At 63.7% G+C, this 16,551-nt stretch carries 14 protein-coding genes; 2 read left to right on the top strand and 12 right to left on the bottom strand.

Annotated elements, in window-relative coordinates; all coding sequences use genetic code 11:
* The first annotated feature begins 41 nt into the window (after window positions 1-41).
* Together DM480_RS04845 and DM480_RS04850 are read left to right on the top strand one after the other, a co-directional pair.
* On the top strand, window positions 42-2,336 hold the full coding sequence (locus DM480_RS04845; RefSeq protein WP_157968769.1) for a TonB-dependent receptor: 2,295 nt from the start codon (window positions 42-44) through the stop codon (window positions 2,334-2,336).
* Between the two features lie 152 nt (window positions 2,337-2,488).
* Window positions 2,489-3,205 (top strand): TetR/AcrR family transcriptional regulator, encoded by a 717-nt coding sequence (locus DM480_RS04850; RefSeq protein ID WP_115377831.1) that lies wholly within the window; start codon window positions 2,489-2,491, stop codon window positions 3,203-3,205.
* Here the strand turns inward: DM480_RS04850 and DM480_RS04855 are convergent.
* The 12 genes from DM480_RS04855 to DM480_RS04915 form a co-directional block, all read right to left on the bottom strand.
* Entirely contained in the window at window positions 3,192-4,322 is a 1,131-nt protein-coding gene (locus tag DM480_RS04855) for an alpha/beta hydrolase family protein (protein ID WP_157968770.1), read from the bottom strand. The two genes, DM480_RS04850 and DM480_RS04855, sit on opposite strands and share 14 nt — an antisense overlap.
* 4 nt (window positions 4,323-4,326) lie before the next feature.
* Window positions 4,327-5,886 (bottom strand): bifunctional 3-(3-hydroxy-phenyl)propionate/3-hydroxycinnamic acid hydroxylase, encoded by a 1,560-nt coding sequence (locus DM480_RS04860; protein ID WP_157968771.1) that lies wholly within the window; start codon window positions 5,884-5,886, stop codon window positions 4,327-4,329.
* Between the two features lie 148 nt (window positions 5,887-6,034).
* A complete protein-coding gene (locus DM480_RS04865; RefSeq protein ID WP_232834127.1) occupies window positions 6,035-6,562 on the bottom strand; it encodes a cupin domain-containing protein in 528 nt (175 codons plus the stop codon).
* Between the two features lie 34 nt (window positions 6,563-6,596).
* Window positions 6,597-7,049: a lipocalin-like domain-containing protein gene (locus tag DM480_RS04870; RefSeq protein ID WP_115377835.1), complete on the bottom strand. Its 453-nt coding sequence runs from the start codon at window positions 7,047-7,049 to the stop codon at window positions 6,597-6,599.
* Window positions 7,050-7,058: 9 nt separating this feature from the next.
* Window positions 7,059-7,724, bottom strand: coding sequence for a VOC family protein (locus tag DM480_RS04875; protein WP_332871314.1), 666 nt, complete (start codon window positions 7,722-7,724; stop codon window positions 7,059-7,061).
* 161 nt (window positions 7,725-7,885) lie between these two features.
* Entirely contained in the window at window positions 7,886-8,875 is a 990-nt protein-coding gene (locus tag DM480_RS04880; protein ID WP_232834128.1) for a fumarylacetoacetate hydrolase family protein, read from the bottom strand.
* Window positions 8,876-10,021: 1,146 nt separating this feature from the next.
* Complete coding sequence (gene dmpG / locus DM480_RS04890; RefSeq protein WP_115377838.1) at window positions 10,022-11,074, bottom strand: 4-hydroxy-2-oxovalerate aldolase; 1,053 nt, start codon at window positions 11,072-11,074, stop codon at window positions 10,022-10,024.
* Window positions 11,071-12,015: an acetaldehyde dehydrogenase (acetylating) gene (locus DM480_RS04895; RefSeq protein ID WP_115377839.1), complete on the bottom strand. Its 945-nt coding sequence runs from the start codon at window positions 12,013-12,015 to the stop codon at window positions 11,071-11,073. The genes dmpG and DM480_RS04895 overlap by 4 nt, the downstream gene beginning before the upstream one ends.
* Window positions 12,012-12,797 carry a 2-keto-4-pentenoate hydratase gene (locus DM480_RS04900; protein WP_115377840.1) on the bottom strand — a complete coding sequence of 262 codons (786 nt, stop codon included), beginning with the start codon at window positions 12,795-12,797 and terminating at the stop codon, window positions 12,012-12,014. The genes DM480_RS04895 and DM480_RS04900 overlap by 4 nt, the downstream gene beginning before the upstream one ends.
* A gap of 7 nt (window positions 12,798-12,804) precedes the next feature.
* Complete coding sequence (locus DM480_RS04905) at window positions 12,805-13,680, bottom strand: alpha/beta fold hydrolase (RefSeq protein ID WP_115377841.1); 876 nt, start codon at window positions 13,678-13,680, stop codon at window positions 12,805-12,807.
* Window positions 13,681-13,731: 51 nt separating this feature from the next.
* Window positions 13,732-15,546: an FAD-dependent monooxygenase gene (locus tag DM480_RS04910; RefSeq protein WP_115377842.1), complete on the bottom strand. Its 1,815-nt coding sequence runs from the start codon at window positions 15,544-15,546 to the stop codon at window positions 13,732-13,734.
* A 9-nt stretch (window positions 15,547-15,555) separates the two neighbouring features.
* Entirely contained in the window at window positions 15,556-16,545 is a 990-nt protein-coding gene (locus tag DM480_RS04915; protein WP_115377843.1) for a 3-carboxyethylcatechol 2,3-dioxygenase, read from the bottom strand.
* Window positions 16,546-16,551: the final 6 nt, after the last annotated feature.

Below are 16,551 nucleotides of genomic sequence, written 5' to 3' on the forward strand. Positions count from 1 at the left end.
CGGCTGACGATAGGCAACCTGAAACCGAAAAGGAGGGGACTGTGCGTCAACTGGATCGCGCAACATGCTGCACGTTAACGCTTGCTGCTATTCTCACCGCAACAGCGGCGCACGGTCAGACGGTGCCGAGCACCACGACAACCGCGCCCGACGTCGCGCCACCCGGCACGACAGGGAAGGACCCGGCGACCGCTGCCGGACAGATCGGCGATATCATCGTCACGGCGCAACGACGCGCGGAAAGCACCCAGAAGGCGTCGGTCACCATCCAGGTGATCGGGGGTGACGAACTGGTCAAGTCCGGGCTGACGGCGCCGGCCGATATCTCCAAGCTGACCACCGGCGTCGAGATCGGCAAGGGGGGCGCCAATACCCAGATATTCGTCCGCGGGGTGGGCAGTTACGCCTATTCTCCGCTGGCTTCCCCGGGCGTCGCCTTCAACGTCGACGGTGTGTATGTCGGGCGACCCACCGGTGTGGACGGAAACTTCTACGACGTGGCGCGCGTCGAGGTGCTGAAGGGACCGCAAGGCACCTTGTACGGACGCAACGCCAACGGCGGATCGATCAACGTCGTCACCAACGAGCCCAAGCTCGGCCGGCGCGAAATGGCGCTGAACGTGGAAGCGGGCAATTATGCCCTGATCAACACGAGTGGCGCGATCAACCTTCCTGTCGGCGATACCATCGCGGTCCGCGCGGCGTTCAACGTGACCAGTCGCGACGGCTATCTCTCCGACGATACGTTCGACGATGTCAAGCAGGCGGGACGCATGAGGATCAAGTGGGAACCGTCCGCGGACTTCAGCCTGCTGGTCAACGCGGATTATATTCATGTCGGCGGCAGGGGATCGAACGGAGTCTATCTGCCGCGCCGCCCCGGTGCCAGCCCCTATAAGGCCGTGTCCGAGCCGGCGGCGAACGACTATAAGCAAAGCTTTCCGTCGGCAGCCCCGTTCGCCCCCTTCACCAATCGTCTGAAGAACGAGGCCTATCAGAACAGCGATCTCTACAATGCCAGCGCCTTGCTCACCTGGAACCTGGGCTTTGCGACCCTCAACGTACTGCCCGCCTATCGGAAGGGCGACATCAACTATGTCACGAACGACCTCGGCGGGCGTTTCCAGGTAACGCAGACATCCGATCAGACGTCGGTCGAGGCCCGTTTGGGAAACACGACATCCGCCTTCACCTGGGTGGTCGGCGGCTTCTTCTTCGACGAAGACCAGACCGGCGTCTCCCTCGTAAATAACGGCGATACGCCTGTACCGTTCCTGGGTAACCGGGTCCTCCAGAACTACTATATTTCGTATCAGCCGAAAACGAAGTCCTATGCGGGATTCGGGCAGACCACGATCACTATCGTCGACGGGCTGCGCCTCCTGGCCGGGCTTCGGTATACGCATGAGCAGGCCAGGGTCGCCGGCTATGTCGACACGCTCGAGACCAATCCGCCGACCCGCCTGATCAATTTCCCGGGCAGTCGGAGTTTCGACGGCGTGACGTACAAAGTGGGTGTCGAGTACGACCTCGCTCCGCGCAGCATGTTCTACGCCACTTACAGCACCGGCTTCAAAGCCGGCGGATTTGGTCAGTCCAGTGCGCCCGGAAATTATTACCAGCCGGAAAAGCTGTACGCCGCGGAGGCGGGTATCAAGAACCGCTTCTTCGACAACCGGCTCGAGCTGAACCTTTCCGGCTATTATTGGAAGTACAAGGACCTTCAGGATTCGCGGGTCAATTTCGACTCGGCCGGAAACCTTGCCTTCATCACGTTCAACGCCGGCGATGCCACGATCTACGGTGCGACCGTCGATCTGGTGGTGCAGCCGACGGCGAACGACCGGCTGTCGTTCACCGGCGAGTATGCGCATTCGCGGTATGATCGGTTCATCATCGACACGCCGGCGCCGATCTACCAGCCGGGAAGTACCGGATGTCCGACATCGGTGGTTGCCGGCAACATCCGCCAGGACTGCACGGGATATCAGGTCGCGCGACTGCCGGAATGGTCGGGGACGATGTCGTATCAACATACATTTGATCTGGCGGGCGGCGGCAATGTGGTCGCGGGGGCGAGCGCGAAATATGCCAGTGCCCGATGGATCGGCATCGACTTCATCCCGGCCGAACGCGACGGTGCCTACGCCGTTCTGGACGCAGACCTTACCTACACCACGCCCGACGGAACCATGTCGGTCGGCCTCTGGGGACGAAATCTGACGAAGACCGTGTATTATACCGGCGGCATCCAGCAGGCGTTCATTGCCGGACTGTTCACCGCCAATATCGGCGCTCCCCGGACATATGGCGCGCGCGCGACCTTCAAATTCTGATCCCTCGGCATTGCCGTGCGTGCCGTTCCTGACGGGCGGGCGCACGGCAACGGCGCCATGCCCGTCCGATCCTGCCCGTTGCATGCAGGATCGCTGTCCCCTGACGATCGATTCAGGATTGAATCGGCGGGGGCAGGCCATAAGACCAACGCATGACAGTCGATAAGCGAATGCCGATCTCCGCCCGCCACGAGACCGAAGGCACGAAAGGGAGAGGTCGCATGAAAGCGTCGCGCACCGACCGTATCCGTGAGAGCACCCGCGCCAAGCTGATCGAGGCCGCAGAGCGGACGATGGCGTCGAAAGGAGTCGATGCCACCACGATCGCGGACATCACCGAGGCGGCCGACGTCGGGACGGGCTCGTTCTACAACCATTTCAAGACAAAGCTGGAACTCGCGGAGATTATCTTCCGCAGCCACGCCGATGATCTTTACAAAGTGAATATGACTATCTTCGAGTCGGTCGAAGATCCGGCATTGGCGATCGCCTATATCCAGAAAATATTCCTGACCAAGGCGGTGCGTGATCCGGTCTGGGGATGGTTCGTCGTCCACGCGACCTCCGACCTTCCGCAGCTCAGCCAGATTTTCGGCGAAGGAGCGGCAGACCACATTAAACGGGGCCAAGCGCTCGGCCGCTTCACGCCGGTGAACGTCGACGTCGCGGTCAGGATGATCCTGGTCGTGCTCACCGCGGGGATGCACGATCTGCTGCTTGGGGGAAAGCCGGAGGAGTGGGCGGATGACATCGTCGGATCGCTGCTCCAGATGCTCGGCGTCCCTGCCGATACGGCGACCGAACTCGGCCGGACGCCTTTGCCGGCCGAGTTCGAACGAATGGCGGACCGGACCTTCAGCGCGGAATGAGGCGGTCTGCGAACCAGTCCGCGACGTACAGGTTCTTCTGCTCGCTATGGTTGTAGATGCAATGGTCGCCATCGGCCCAGACGAGCAGGCGCTTGTCCAGGCTGCTGACCCGCTCGTAGATTTCCCGCGCGTTTTCGAGCAGGAAGACCGTATCCGGGGTTCCGTGCAGTTGCAGAAACGGAACCCGGACATCGGCAGCGACGCCGGACAGGTCGAGGCCGTCGATGATCGCGCGGGCAGCAGCCCGGTCCGGCGAGCCGGTCAACGCTTCGACTTTCGACCAGAATCGCGGATAGCGTTCGGGAAGTTCGGCCGGACGGATCGTGCCGCCGTTCACACATAACGCCTGCACCGCGGGGATCGAGGCCGCAACCCAGGTGGCCAGCGTGCCGCCCAGACTGTTTCCCCAGACGCCCAGTGTAGTGAAGCGCGGATCGGCCAGGAGGTGATCCGCGACCGTCCGAAAGGCATCGACGAAGTCGCTGCCCAAATAGAGCCCATGGCGCAATCGGGTTTCGCCTTGCCCCGGACCGTCGACCAGGAAGGCGGCGATACCATGACGGACCAGCTGATCGGCGCAGAGCGTGTAATCCTCGCGCCACCCGTCGAAGCCGCCGAAGATCATGACCACCGGGACGGGCATATCGCCGGCGGGACGCATCAGCCACCCGCACAGCTTGCCGTCGCGCCAGGCAATGTCATGCTTCTCGGTAACGGGATCGTCCAGCTGCGCGGCAAGGGCGAAGCTTTCGACCATCAGCGCGTGCAGCCGCCGTTTCCGGTCATCGTCGGTCGGTAGCGCCGCCTGCCCGAACCGGAAGCAGGCGGAGGCGTAGCGATACCAGTCGCGCTGCGACGCCGCATGACGCGCCGCATCGCCCGCGGCGATATTGCGCTGGCCTAGGAACTCCGCGGCGTGCTGCCATGCGATGCCTTCGCCGCTCAGGCGGTGAAGATCATGCGCGTCGTCATAGCGCATGCCACCGCCGATCAGGCGCTGAACCGGCATCGATCGTCGATGGCTGGCTTGCTCGTCGATGAAAGCCCGCTCCTGCGCGGCGGCTTCCGCGGGAGGACGATCGGGATCGTCCCCCATGGTCCAAACGGCTGTCTCCATCGTGCTAAGCCTGCACGGCCGGTTCACGAAGCATGAGCTTCGCCGCCAGCCCGTCGACCAACCGGTCGAGAGGCTCGTCCGCTTCGACCGCACCATAGACATAGAAGTCCGGTCGCACGAGGACGGCGAGCGCCTGCGCGTCGTCGAGATATGCCGTGTACGTGCCGTTCACGTCGGACACGCGCCCTGCCCCCTCACCCATGTTGAGCAGCCTGACATCGAGTTCCTTCAGGATATCCCGCGTCCGCGGCTGCGCGCTCGACACGATGTCGCGACGGGAGATGAGCTGCCACCCGCTGCCGATCACGTCATCGGCCAAACCTTCGCCGGCATCGGTCCTGATGATGCCCTGTGGCCCCAGTCGGCCCCGAACCGCGGCATTGGCGGGGCCGCTGCCGTCGTCGAGAACGCCGGCCTCGAGAATGGGGAATGGCGGCGGCGGCGGCACATTGCCGCTGAAGAACGCTTGATCGCGTGCGGCGGCGGCGACCGGATCGATCGTGCACGAAACCTTGCCGAGTGCGACCGCCTGGTCGGTAATCGCATCGACATGGGGTCTGCGCTCGATCATGTGCGTGTCGAGCAATCGGTCGCTCGCCTTGCCGTTCAGGACCAGATCGAGCTTCCAGGCCAGTTCGATTGCGTCCCGAACGCCCGAGGACATGCCCTGGCCGAGGAACGGCGGCATCAGATGCGCTGCGTCGCCGATCAGCAGGCTGCGTCCCGAACGCCACTGCTCGGCGCTCGCCGACCGGAAGGTGTAGACCGTCGCCCGGATCAGCTCCGCCTGTTCCGGCGTCAGCCAGCGGCTGACGAGGCTCCATACGCGGTCCGGGCTCGTGATCTCCGCTACGTCGTCGCCGGGCATCACCATGAACTCGAACCGGCGATGGGTCTGACCGAGCTGGAACAGGCACATCGGCCGCGTGGGATCGCAGATCTGGCCATTGTCGAACTCGAAGTGCAGCGGCATCTTCTGCCGGAAGTCCGTGACGAGCCACTGCTCGTTGAAGCCCCTGTCTACCATGGCGATGCCGGACAGCGACCGGACGACGCTGTTGGCGCCATCGGCCCCGACGAGATAGCGCCCGCGGACCCGCCGGCGCTCGCCCGTCAGACGATAGCCGGTCTCTTCCAGAACGCCCTGCGCCAGTTCGACTTCCACCCAGTCGTCACCCTGTTCGACGCCGACCGCGGACCATCCGTGGTGGACGGCGACGCTTGGCTGGCGCCGGACGGCCTGGTTGAGCGCATCTTCGACATAGGGCTGGTAGATCAGATAATCCGAAGCCCAGCCCGAAATGCCGTCATAGCTCCAATCGATGTCGAGCAGCGTCTGCGCGTGCTGGTTACGCCAGCTATACTTTGAACAGCGGAAGGCATCGTCGAGCATCTTCTCGACGGCGCCGATCGACTGAAAGCCACGCATGACTTCATGGTCGACGTGGCCGGCGCGAGGCAACGCATACAGGCCGCCGAACCGTTCGAATACGCCCACCCTATGTCCCAGGCGTCCCAACGCCGCGGCGCTTACCTGACCGACCGGACCGAAGCCGACCTGCACGACATCGAAATGCTCTGTATCGCCGCCCATCTCGCCATCCTCTCGCCTTCCGAGGCCGCACGGCCCCGTGCCGCGCCGATACCGGCGCAGCCCATCATCTTCCCGATCGCCATCGATACCTCGCCGGTCCTTGCCGGCGTCGCCTGGCTCAGCCCGGCAGTTGTGCTCCGATCAACACGAACAGGATGCGACATGGCCGGTTCGAACGGTTGGACCAGTTATGGTTCGTGCCGCGCTGGATCATGATGTCGCCCGCGCGCATCACCGTCTCGCCCTCGTCCATGACCGCGACGATCTCGCCGTCGAGGACGACGGCGTAATCGAGGGACGGCGTGCGATGCATCAGGTCTTCCGGACGCCGCTGTGGCATCTTGCCCGCCACATGGGCATCAGGCGGAAACTCGACGATGCGGAACGTCGTGCCCGTGCTTTCTGGCGACAACACCACCGGTCCTGCGCTCGGGTCGTCACGCTCCGAGGCGAGCACCACCGGTGTAGCCGATGTCTTCCACAATTCGGTCGTCGCGAACTCTGCGATGCCCATGATCGCCTGGGTGTTCGGACAGATCTCGTCCGTCTTGATGTAAGACTTTCCGGCCGCATTCTCGTCGGTAACGATGCGGCGATAGCGCGCCACCGAACCGGCAACCGGCGTCACCGTCTTCAGGTCGATCACGTCACTCATAATCCATCTCCTGACAAAAGGTCGCCTAGTTGAAGCGTTCCCACTCGATGTAGCTCTTGCGCGGTTTGCCGCCGATCACCATGACCGGGGTATCCAACTTCAGTCTGTTTCCATTGAAGATACAGATACGCATCATGCGCTGGCCCACGAAATGCGGCATGGTCGCATATTCGACGACGTGCGTGACCTGCGAGGTCGCGTCATCGGTTTCGAACGTCCCGGCATAGGCGGTAATCGAGCCGAACGCCCTGGCGCGCTCTTCCACGGTGCCGCCGTCGAGCGAACGATCCTCGAATGGGGCTCGGTTCTTCTGCGAGAGCATCGCGCTCATCGCACCGCCCTCCGAATAGATCAGAATACCGCCACCGTCCTGCGGGTAGCCGAACGGCGGGACATTGTGGTCGGCCGTTTCGCCGTCCGTCAGTGCCCAGTCGACCATCCGCCAACTGCCGATGAGTTTCGAGCGTAGATCAGGCATCGCTATCTCCTAGATTATGGCGGCGAGCGACCTGGCTCGCGACGCCTCCTGCTCCGTCAGTGGCGTATCGACCTCGTAATTGTGGACGAAGTCCGGGGGGACGCCGGGCCCCCAGTTGGCGAGGGAGTCGTCGGGATGATAATCCGTCGCAGTCCAGGCGCTGTGGTCGCTGATGTAATCCATGTCGGAATAATATTCGAACCAACTGCCCCAAGGGTCCTGGATGTAGTGGAAGAAGTTGGAGCCGATCGTATGCCGGCCGAACCCCCAATCCCCGCCCACCGTCGCCGCGGCGAGCAAGGCTCCGCCGCGACCGACCTCGTCCGGATTCCGCACCTGGAAGCTTGCGTGATGGAAGCCGACACCGGGGGATTTGGCGAACGCCACGACATGATGGTCGCTCGCCCGCGAACAGCACATGAAGGCGATGATGTCGCCCGATCGATCCGCAAGGCCCATGCCGAGGGCCTGTTCGAAGAAGCGGATACTCGTCGCCACATCCGGGGTGAACACCAGCACATGGCCCAGACGTAGCGGTTTGGTCGCCGGCGTCGCGGCGCGCGGCTTCATGGCCGACCGATCCTGCCTGACGATCGCCCCCGGTGCATTGATCGCGAACGGTTCGCCCGCTTCCAGGTCCGGCTCGTCGGGCCGGTCGACGATCTGGATCAGCATGCCGTTCGGGTCGACGATCCACAGGCCATCGGCGTCGAAGCCTTCCCGGTGTTGCGCGGCCTTTCCGCCGTGCGCTTCGACCCGCTGCGATATCGTGGCGAAGTCGCGGCGGTCCGCACGAAGGGTGATATGGCTGAAGCGCTTCCTCCCCACCCGTTGCTTCAGGATGATGCTCGGTCGTCGCGAACCGCACGACAGGCTGACGATGTCGCCATCGGCGACTGCCCCAAGCCCGGCCAGTTCGTAAAACCGGGTGCCGACCGACAGATCGGGGACGTCAAGGCAGTAGGACTCGAGACCCTTGATGCACATGATTGCCTCTCCAGGCTTTGGCGGGCCAATGCGACCCGGTTCTCGATGAAGCCGATAGTCTCGATCTCGCAGCGTACGATATCGCCTTGCTGCAAGAAGACGGGCGGCTCGCAGGCCACGCCGACGCCTTCGGGCGTGCCGGTCGCGATGAGGTCGCCCGGCTCGAGCGTGAACGCGGTCGAGAGATAGCCGATCTGGTCGGCGATCGAATGGACCATCTCGCTCGTGTTCGCGCTCTGTCGAAGTTCGCCATTTACCCGGCATGTCAGCGCGAGCGATTGCGGATCGGGGATTTCGTCTGCCGTGACGATCCAGGGACCGATGGGCCCGTGGGTGTCGAACGACTTGCCCATCGTGAAGGTCGGCGTATGGAACTGCCAGTCGCGCGCCGAGACATCGTTCGCGACGAAGTAACCGAAGACGACGGAGAGCGCATCGTCGGCAGTCACCGATTTCGCTCGCCGACCGATGATCACGCCCAGCTCGACCTCATAGTCCAGCTTTTCGGTGACGCCCGGATCGATGTCGTCGAACGGCCCGGATATACAGGTCGTCTGCTTGTTGAACCACAGTTGCTTCTTGGGTGTCGCGACACCGATCCGTTCGGATTCCTCGGCGTGTTTGCGATAATTCATGCCGATCGCAAGATATTTGCCGGGCCGCTCGATCGGGGCCAACAGACGGACCTGCTCCAGATCGGCGCCGGGTCCCGCCGTTCCGATCAGCGCGTCGATCTTTGCCAACCCGTGTTGCCCGGCGTGGATGATGGACAGCAAGTCGGGGAAATCCAGTCCCGCCTCGCGCAGGTCGATGACCCGTGTTCCGTCAACGACACCCATTCGGGGTCCCGCACCAGCGTCGAATCGTACGAGCCTCACTGTGAGCCCTCTCCATGTTCCGCGCACCAGGCTCAAACGCCTGTGTCGCCGTTGCTGAACGTATCCTCATATATGAGGGATATGTCAACAAGGGGATTCAGCCGCCTAGCACGACGGCGCTGTTTTCCGGAACGGCGACTATCGCCCATCGCAGCCGGACGTGTCGGTGTCGTGCTGGTCGATCCTCCGAGAACGGCGCCCGAGACGGCGGGGGCATTCCCATTGGGATGGGCGATTGAGAATTTGCGATAGTTCTCGGAACCCGTCTGTCTTGGCCGACCTGAGATGTTTTCGGCTCGCAACAAGATAAACCTACGCTCAGCGTGGTGGCCCGAACCCCTGGCGTAAAATCGTCGAGCGGTGCGCACATGCATTGTTCGACCAGAACAGGGCGCGGAGTTTTCGAACAGTCTCCGACGGTAAAGAAGATAGCTTGTCCTCCGCAAACGAGCAGGTTGGCATGCTCGAGCAGCCTTCGAGGCAAAGACGGAAGAGCAACGCATCGACCACTGGCCAAAGCCGAAGGATCACGCCGCCGGCGGGCGGACGACGCGTATCGAGCGCAAAGGCTTCCTGCGCGATCAGCCGATAGCCACCCCTTGCCCGGACCGGATCGAGCAGCAGGTTCCACCGACGCGCCGCTACGGCGCTCGGCAGCAGAAGGCATGCTGGCGACAGAAGCGCGTCGCCGAACGTCTGTTGCCCCGCGCTTGGGATACCCGGCCGCAGTCATTTGGCCGACGCTCTTGAGTTCCGACACGCGCAGCATTTCGGTGTCATCGACGCCCGGCCGCTCGAGCACGATATTCTCGCGCACCGATCCACTCAGCAGCACGCTGTCCTGCAATGCGGTGCCGATCAGCGATCGCATCGCATGCGGATCGTATTGACGGATAGGATTTGCATCAGAACGCGGGGCTCAGTGGAGTCGGATTGGACTTCTCTGGGCAAGCTCACACTGTTCTCAGTCGACGCTGTTCTGCCTCGCGGCAGCGCCCGATTGCTATTTTGGAAACCGCAAGGTCGAAGGGCCGGACGGAATCGAACCGGCTATCGGGCCCGCGCCCTGTGCGAGGGCGGCGGGACCGACGGCCCGCACGGGCGCATCTATCGGATCAATCCTGATGAACAGCTATCCAGATCCGCTCGGAGATCGAGAGCGACGTCGACGATCATATCCTCCTGGCCCCCGACCATGCGACGTCGTCCCAGCTCGATGAGAATCGATCGGGTATCGAGACCATGATCCGCCGCTGCCTTCTCCGCGTGACGGAGAAAGGACGAATAAACGCCGGCGTAGCCCAGGCTGAGCGTCTCGCGATCGACCCGAACGGGCCGATCCTGCAGCGGGCGGACAAGATCCTCCGCTGCGTCCATGAGTGCGTAGAGGTCGCAGCCGTGATGCCAGCCGTATCGATCGGCCGCCGCGATGAACACTTCGAGCGGCGCGTTGCCCGCGCCCGCGCCCATGCCGGCAAGGCTTGCGTCGACCCTCACCGCTCCATTCTGGACCGCGACGATCGAGTTCGCGACTCCCAGCGACAGGTTGTGGTGCGCGTGGACGCCGCGCTGAGTCTCAGGCTTCAGGACCCTGTCATATGCTTGCAGCCTGGCCGTATAGTCGTCCATGGTCATCGCGCCGCCGCTATCGGTGACGTAGACACAATGCGCCCCATAGCTTTCCATCAGCTGCGCCTGTCGCGCCAGGGCGTCGGGATCGCTCATGTGGCTCATCATGAGGAAACCCGACACGTCCATGCCGAGGCCGCGGGCGGCCTCGATATGCTGCTTCGACACGTCCGCCTCGGTACAGTGGGTTGCTACGCGGACCGAGCGCACACCCATCTCGAATGCATGCTTCAGATCGTGGATCGTTCCGATGCCCGGCAGCAGCAGGGTGGTAAGCACGGCGTGCTCGAGAACCTCGGCGACCGCACCGATCCACTCCCAGTCGGTATGGGCTCCGAAGCCGTAGTTGATCGACGAGCCCGACAAACCGTCGCCATGCGCGACCTCGATCGCGTCGACCTTGGCGTCGTCGAGCGCCTTGGCGATGCGCCGTACCTGATCGAGCCCGTACTGGTGCCGGATTGCGTGCATGCCGTCGCGCAGCGTCACGTCCTGGATGTATAGCCTGTCCGTTGTGGGATCGAAGGTCATGCTGCGGCACTCCTCTGGGCGCGGCTGGCGATCCGCTCAGCGGTCGCGAGCGCCGCGGACGTCATGATGTCTAGGTTTCCAGCGTAGGACGGCAGATAATGCGCCGCCCCTTCGACCTCGAGGAACACGGTCACCTTAAGACCGACGAACGGCCCGTCCTCGTCGGGGATGCGCAGCGGCTGGTTGTGGCCGACCCGCTCGATCTGCACGGCCTGCTTCATCCGGTAGCCCGGAACATAGCGGCGGACGGCTTCGACCATGTCTTCGACCGACTGCGCGATCAGCTGTGCGTCGGCCTCTTCGGTGAGGCAGTAAACAGTATCGCGCATGATCAGCGGAGGCTCCGCCGGGTTCAGTACGATGATCGCTTTGCCGCGGCGCGCGCCACCGACAGCGACGATCGCTTGGCTGGTCGTCTCGGTGAACTCGTCGATATTGGCGCGTGTTCCCGGCCCGGCGGACTTCGAGGCGATTGACGCCACGATCTCGCCGTAATGGACCGGCGCCACCCGGTTGATTGCTGCGACGATCGGAATGGTCGCCTGGCCGCCGCACGTCACCATGTTGACGTTCGGCGCGTCCAGGTTCGCCTCGCCATTGACCGGCGGGATCGTGAAGGGGCCGATCGCGGCCGGGGTCAGATCGATGACGCGCTTGCCGTGCGCCAGCAATATCTCGGAATGCCGGCGGTGTGCCCCCGCCGAGGTCGCATCGAAAACGATCTCGATCTCGGGGAAATTCGGCATGGCGACGAGACCATCGATCCCGCCTGCGGTAATGGGCACGCCCATGCGCTCGGCGCGCTTCAGGCCGTCACTATCCGGATCGATGCCGACGAATGCCCCCATTTCGAGGCTGTCCGATAGGCGCATCACCTTGATCATCAGATCGGTGCCGATATTGCCCGAACCGATGATCGCGACCTTGGTCTTGGCGGTCATTCTCCTTCCTTTCCGAACGTGAAGGCGACAGAGCCCATCCCCTCGATCGTCGCCTCGATCCGGTCTCCCGCGGTCAGCGTTACCATCGGGCCGAGCGCGCCGGTCAGAACGATATCGCCCCGGCGCAGCGGCGCGCCCTGCGCGGCGAGCGTGCGGGCCAACCAGGCCGCAGCGTTGAGCGGATGGCCAAGGCAGGCCGCGCCCGATCCGTTCGAACGCGGCTCGCCGTTCACCGTCAGCGTCATCGCGCAGCCCTGAAGATCGAGACCGTCAAGCGGGACGCGACGTCTGCCGAGGACGAAGAACGCCGACGAGCCATTGTCCGCGACCGTGTCGGCAAAGGTGATCTTCCAATCGGCGATGCGGCTGTCGACGATCTCGATCGCTGCCACGACCTGGTCGACCGCGGCTGTGACCGTCTCGACTGTGGTTTCGGGATCGTCGAGATCGGCACCGAGGATGATAGCGACCTCCGCCTCCGCCTTGGGCTGAAGCGTGCGTCCTACCGGCAGATTGGCGCCGTCCGCGATCTCCATGTCGGCGAACAGCACGCCATAATCGGGCTGATCGACGCCAAGCTGGGTCTGAACGGCCTCGGCAGTGAGGCCGACCTTACGGCCTACGATCCGCCGCCCCTCTGCGACCCACCGTTCGGTATTGAGCGCCTGGACGGCATAGGCACCGGCCGCATCCGTGGGATTGAGGTCGTCACGCAACGGAGCGATCGCTCCATTGGTATAGGCGGAGCGGATGCGCGCCGCGAGTTCGCTGTAATCGCCCATATCTGCCTCAGCTGCTCAGGAAATCGATGTGGAGCCGGTCGAACTCGTCGGCATCCTCGAACTGCGGCCAGTGGCCGCACTCGTTCATGACGACGTACTGCGCCCCGGGGATCATTTCCGATATCTGCTTGCCCTCGGCCGGCGTCGCGGTCGGATCGTGCGAGGTCCAGACGACGAGGGTCGGCGCCGTGATCGACCGATACTGTTGTTCGGTAATCATGTTGGGCCGGCGAATCTCCATTTCCTGAAGGCACATGATCCGCTTCATCGTCGCGTCGAAGCCCGGCTGGGAATAGATCGCGCGCCGCGTCTCGATCAGGTCGTCCGACACCATCGACTTGTCGCACATCAGAAATTCAAGCCGCGTTTTGATGCGCTCCCACGACGGGTCCGACGCCGCCTCGTTCGATAGGCGCTTCAACCGCTCCATGACCTCGGGATGCGCCGTCCAGCCACCCGCGGTGTTCAGAACGAGCTTCTCGACCGCATCGGGGTGGTGAACGGCAAGATAGGTCGCGACCCAACCACCCAGGGATTCGCCGGTAATCATCGCGCTGTCGCGGCCCAGCGCCTTCAGGACGTCCAGCACATGCCCGGCATAGTCGACGACTTGGTAATCAATCGCCGGCTGGTCGGTCCAACCGTGGCCCAGCATGTCGATCGCGACGAACCAGAAATGCTCGCCATGCGGGCCGAAGTTGCGGGAATAGGCCTCGGCATGACCCCCGACGCCGTGCAGCGCTAGGACGAGCGGCTTCGACGGATCGCCCGACTGAATGTAGCGCGTGCGGATGCCGCCGGCATCCAGAAAGCCCTGGCTGAAACTGACATTGCGCAGGTCGCTCCAGACGCTGGAGAAGTTGAAGGGACGTTGATCGCTCATAACGGGATCCTCAGGCTTAGAAGATTGGTTGTGGATGGCGGCGAGTGTCTGTCAGCCTGCCAGGCGTTCGGCTTGAAGCGCGCCAGAACAGCCGGCGCCGTGCGGCTGCATAGCGGTTGGCAAGTCGAGGATGGTGTCCAAGGCGCGCCCCAATTCAGCGATAGCCGTTGAGCGATCGATCGCTGGACCGTGATGGCGCCACGCGACATAGCCGTCGGGTCTGACGAGCAGCGCACCACCCTCCTCGATCTCGCACATCCGCCGCCACTCGCAGTAAAGATCCTGGGCACCGGGCGTGCCGATCATGACCGATCGCAGGAAGGGACGGTCGAGCGTCCGCGCCGCGTCCAGCCACTCGGCTCCTGCGAGCCCTGTAATGAGCGTGAACTTCTGGCGACCGACGATATCAAGTGTTGAGATTCGCCGACCGCGGCGGTCGACCAGCCACGCGTGCGGAATCTTGGCGCCCGGACGTGTGGTCGACTGAACGTAGAGTTCCGGATCCCGCGCGAAGCGTTCGGCCGACGCATCCTCATCGGGAATCACTGCGCCGGATTCGTAGCGCTGGTTCATTTCGACGCCCTGCGCGTTGAATTCGGTGTTCTTCAGGTCGAGCGCCTTGGCGATCGCGGTTCGCGCAGCGACGCCGTCAGGTCCCGGATCCTGCAGGCGGGCAACGCCTGCCGCGACAGGGTTCTCGGCATCTGCAACCCGGAAGCAGGCATTCACCACCGCATAGTCGCGCCGGGATTGGTTGGCACGCTGGACGATTTGTTTGCCTACCGGCGCGCGCTCGAGCGTATAACTTTCGAGCAGACCCGGCCCGGCCACCCCCTTGGCGACATAGGCGAGTTTCCAGCCAAGATTATAGGCATCCTGGACGCAGGTGTTCATGCCCAGTCCGCTCGACGGCGGATGACGGTGGACCGCGTCGCCGGCGCAGAAGACGCGGCCCGCACTGTAGCGCGGCGCGTAGGCTTCGTTGACGTACCAGGCCGAGGCGCCTTCGATGTCCAGCGCGACGCTATCGTCGCCGATCAGGGTCAGGATGCGCTGCCGGACGTGATCCGCCGAAAGATCGGGCTCGCCCTTCGATAAGTCAAAGCCCCAGCCCGCGATCCATTCGGTCCACGGCGTCACGGCCCGCAGCAACCCCATCCCGATCTCGCCGAAGCTGGAATGCGGGGAGACGATCCAGTTAAGAATGCTCGGGCGATGCGCGACATATCGCTCGAGGTCGGCCTTGAAGCGGACGTAGACCGTGCCTGCCCGCGCCATCTGCCCCTCGAGCGGCAACCCGAGATCCGCGAAGATAGTCGAGTTGGCGCCGTCGGCGCCGACCAGATAGCGGACCCGCATCGTATAGTCATGCTGGGTCATGCGATCACGCAGATGGACGGTCACGCCATCATCGTCCTGCTCGTGGGCAAGATACTCGGTGTTCAGCGTAAAGGTCGCGCCCGTCTCTGCCGCAGCCTTCAGCAGGATCGGTTCGAGACGGGGCTGAATGATGTCGACCATGCCGCATGGGCTTGCGCGCACATAATCGCCCTTGCGATCGTCGCCGGTCCCCCAGGTACGCATCCGCACCAGTTCTTGCCCTGCGAGACTGGTGGTAAAGAGGGTATCGCCCATCACCTCCCAGGGACTGGCGTTGCGGGCGATCTCGTCGCTGAGTCCCAGGTCCCGGAAGACTTCGTTGGTCCGCTGATTGGTGATGTGGGCGCGCGGCGAGTTGGCGAGCCAGTTCCACATCGACACCATGTGGACGCGGACACCGTGTTTCGCGAGCACCAGTGCCGTGGTCGCACCGGTCGGCCCGGTCCCAACGACCAGCACATCCGCATCGAAAGCATTGGACTTCATGACGTATCCTTATTCCCTGGCGAGCGATGTCGCGGCGGGCAGGGTTCCTTTTTCCGGCACGAGACCGGCCGACATCATCGCCATCCCGGCGATCCAACCGTCGATTGCTTCGTAGAAGTCGAGGCTCACCGTCGTGTCGGCGGCGGCCTCCTGGGCCGCGAGGGCTGCGACCCAGGCGAGCATCTCGTTGGCGCCGCGCCCGGCGTCCCGACGAACCACGTCTGGGTCAAGCGTGTCGAACCATCCGATGTCGCGCGCCACGAACCGGTCGATCATCGCTTGATCCCACGCCGGGTTGAGCGGTTGACACGGTGGTTCTCCCCGCGACGCCTTCTCGCCCGCGGCGAGTACGGCGCGCTTGCGACGTTCCATCCCTTCAACGGTTGGCGGTAGACCCGCGATCAGTGCCTCCCGAACCGGGTCCGGTGCAGTTTGAAGGTCGGGAAGCGGCGGATCGTGCGACAAGCCACCCGATGCGGCGAACAGCGTACGCAATCCTATCCCCGCCGCCCAGCGACCTACCGCAGCTCCCAGCAAGCGAGCACGCTTGTATGTGGGAAGTGGTGGCGCGGCGGCATTGACGAAGATCGGCACGACCGGTGCCGGATAGGATTGCTCCTGATCAAACATCTCCTCCCAGATCTGGACGAAGCCATGGTCGACCGCCATCCGCCGTGAAACCGCGACGTCCACGCCGTCCGCCAGCAACTGGGCACTCAGTTCAAGCGCCCGCTCCGCGGCGACGGGCAGTGCTCCGGGTCGCGTATCCCAGTCACCTACCGACGTGGCTTGCGTGCCGACACAGAACGCCGGCATCAGGCCATAGAAGAACCCGTTGAAGTGGTCGGGCGAGAACTGAACGATCAGTTCCGGCCCGAACGCGGTGATGTGTCGGGCCATGGCGTCGAAGGCGTCACGGACGCGCTGTCTAGTGGCCGGCGACGCCACGCCGTCGTGAAGCAACGGCGTGTGAGAGGCGCAAATTGTCGCGAACGGCATGGGACG

Origin of the sequence: Sphingomonas sp. FARSPH (assembly GCF_003355005.1) — a bacterium.
Classification (GTDB): domain Bacteria; phylum Pseudomonadota; class Alphaproteobacteria; order Sphingomonadales; family Sphingomonadaceae; genus Sphingomonas.